2 protein-coding genes and 1 pseudogene are annotated in these 2,605 nt (G+C 48.8%); 2 read left to right on the top strand and 1 reads right to left on the bottom strand.

The window, feature by feature from the left end; translation table 11 throughout:
- Positions 1-1,026 (bottom strand): pitrilysin family protein (locus RYL88_RS12650; protein ID WP_314991787.1); only part of this gene is annotated, 1,026 nt, incomplete at its 3' end.
- 142 nt (positions 1,027-1,168) lie between these two features.
- Between RYL88_RS12650 and dapB the strand changes: the two genes are divergently transcribed.
- Both dapB and RYL88_RS12640 read left to right on the top strand, forming a co-directional pair.
- Positions 1,169-1,936 carry a 4-hydroxy-tetrahydrodipicolinate reductase gene (gene dapB, locus RYL88_RS12645; protein WP_314991785.1) on the top strand — a complete coding sequence of 256 codons (768 nt, stop codon included), beginning with the start codon at positions 1,169-1,171 and terminating at the stop codon, positions 1,934-1,936.
- 311 nt (positions 1,937-2,247) lie between these two features.
- Positions 2,248-2,605, top strand: a pseudogene (locus RYL88_RS12640) (amidophosphoribosyltransferase); the annotation flags it as partial.

Raw genomic sequence — 2,605 nt, 5'->3', positions numbered from 1 at the left:
CTCGTATATCATCGCGACGAGGTCTGAAATGTAGTTTGCAAGCAAATTTTGCCTGAGCCTTTGGATCTCGCCGTCAAATTTATACTTTTGCGCGAAGATCAAATTTATAGAGTTTAGTCCGATCTCTGCCGAGTCGTAGTTGTTTACGCTAAAGCCGCTTTTTATAGGGATAGTTTTATCGGGGCTCACGTAGTCGTTCGTGTTTTTAGCGGAGCTAAAGCTTTGCTCTATCATCTCCTCGATGCGCTTTTTATCAAAGTCGCCGACTGCGATAAATTTCATAAATCTAGGCTGGTACGTCCTGCCGTAAAAGCCCTTTATAGTCGCTACGTCGACGTTTTTTACGATATTCATATCGCCGATGGGCGACCTTTTGGCGTAGATGCTATCGCCGTAGAGCTCTGGCACGCGGTTTTTGATGTAAAATCTATACGCGGGCGTGTTTCTAGCGCGCTCCTCTTCGACGATGATGCCCCGCTCTTTATCCAGCTCGGCCGCGTCAAAGCTCACGCCGTCGATCCAGTCGCGAAAAACACGGAAAACGTCCTTTAAATTTTGCTCGTTTACGTGGATTTCTAGCAGATAGGCCGTCTGATCGTAGCTAGTCTGCGCGTTTAGATCCGCGCCAAAGGCCACTCCGAGACTCTCTAGTTTTTTCACCAGCTCGTTTTTGCTAAACTCGCGGCTACCGTTAAAAGCCATGTGCTCGGTAAAATGCGCCAGCCCCAGCTCGTTTTCGCGCTCGTCGGTCGAACCGATGTTTACGACTAGATAAAAATAGGCCGAATTTGCGGGCTGCTTATTTTCCTTGACGTAGTATTTTAGCCCGTTTGCTAGCTCGCCGCTCGCTATAGCTGGATCCTGGGTCAAATTTAGCTTTTGCGAGTTTTTATCGTTCGCCGCCAAATTTAACGCGCTCAAATTCGCGTCCGCCTGCCGCGTTTTAGCAGCCTCTAACATCGGTGCTTGTTTAGCAAAAACGCTTGCCGCAAAAACGGCTAGAAATAAAAATAAAATTTTTCTCATCTTCGTCCTTTAAATTTAAAAAGCCGATTATATAGCGCGATTTTTAATATTTTTGCCCGCGCGCGGCCAAGACGGCGGCCGAGCTAAATTTATTTTTTATAAAATTTATGCTAAATTTAGCCCAAATTTTAAAGGATAAATTTTGGTAAAAATAGGAATCCACGGCGCAAGCGGCAAAATGGGACGCATGATAATCGAGTGCCTAAAAAACGAGCCAAACGCGAAACTTAGCGCAGCTTATACGATAGAGCCGCTTGACTTTGCGTTGCCCCAGGGCGTCATCCTCACGGACAAATTTGACGAGCTTTTCGCAAACTGTGACGTCGTTATCGATTTTACGATCAAAGAGGGCGCGATAAATCTGCTAAACTACGCCCGCACCGACCCAAAACCGCTAGTTATCGGCACGACGGGTCTTGGCGAGGACGGCGCGAACCTGCTAAAGCTCGCAAGCGCGGCGATGCCGATACTTTACGCCACCAACATGAGCCTTGGAGTCGCGGTTTTAAACCGCTTGGCAGCGCTTGCCTCAAAGGCTTTGCGCGAATTTGACGCCGAGATCGTCGAGCAGCACCACAGGCACAAAAAAGACGCTCCAAGCGGCACTGCGCTAACTTTAGGCGAGCGCGTAGCGGAGGCTAGAGGGCTAAATCTAAAAGACGTTTTGGTGACTGGTAGAGACGGGCTAGTCGGAGCTCGCAGCAAGGACGAGATCGCGATCCTAGCGGTGCGAGGCGGCGACGTCGTGGGCAGGCATACGGTCGGATTTTACAACGAGGGCGAGTTTATCGAGCTAAATCACACCGCAACTAGCCGCGCGACCTTTGCTAAAGGCGCGATAAAGGCGGCTATCTGGGTTGCTGGACAGCAAAGCGGGCTGTACGGGATAGATGATTGCCTTGGGCTGTGACAATAACGGCTTATCTCGCGAGCGCCTTTGAAAGAGCTTGAAAATTTGGGCTTGCGGCAGACCGCACGTCTAGCCTCGCCCAAATTTTCTGCGCAACTTTCAAATTCATCTCGCGATATTTCGCCTTATTTTGTTATGTTAAATTTTAATACTTTCTTGAAAATTACAGAAAATAGGCGGCGATATTTTTGACTTAGGCGAGGCGAAATTTAAATTTTAAGCATAGGCTAACCGCGTGGGTTGCCGAGCTTGAAATTTAAATTTTAACGAAGCATAAGGCAAAAAGATAACGCCCCTAAAAAAGGAAAAAAATGTGTGCGATAGTTGGAGTAATAAATTCTAAAGATGCGGCAAAAACGGCATATTATGCGCTATTTGCCATGCAACACCGAGGCCAGGAAGCAAGCGGTATCAGCGCATGCGAAAACGGCCGTATAGAAACCGTCAAAGGTCGCGGGCTAGTTACCGAAGTCTTTGACAAGACGAACCTCGAGACCCTAAAAGGCGATATGGCGATCGGCCACAACCGCTACGCCACCGCAGGCAAAAACTCCGCCGCCGATGCCCAGCCCATCGCCGCAAACTACTCGCTAGGCCAAGTCTCTATCGTGCACAACGGTAACCTCGTAAACCAAGACGAAGTCCGCGAAGCTTTGATCGACGAAGGCG

The sequence above is a fragment of the uncultured Campylobacter sp. genome, assembly GCF_963517995.1.
GTDB lineage: Bacteria > Campylobacterota > Campylobacteria > Campylobacterales > Campylobacteraceae > Campylobacter_A.
This window is presented reverse-complemented; position numbering and strand designations above follow the sequence as displayed.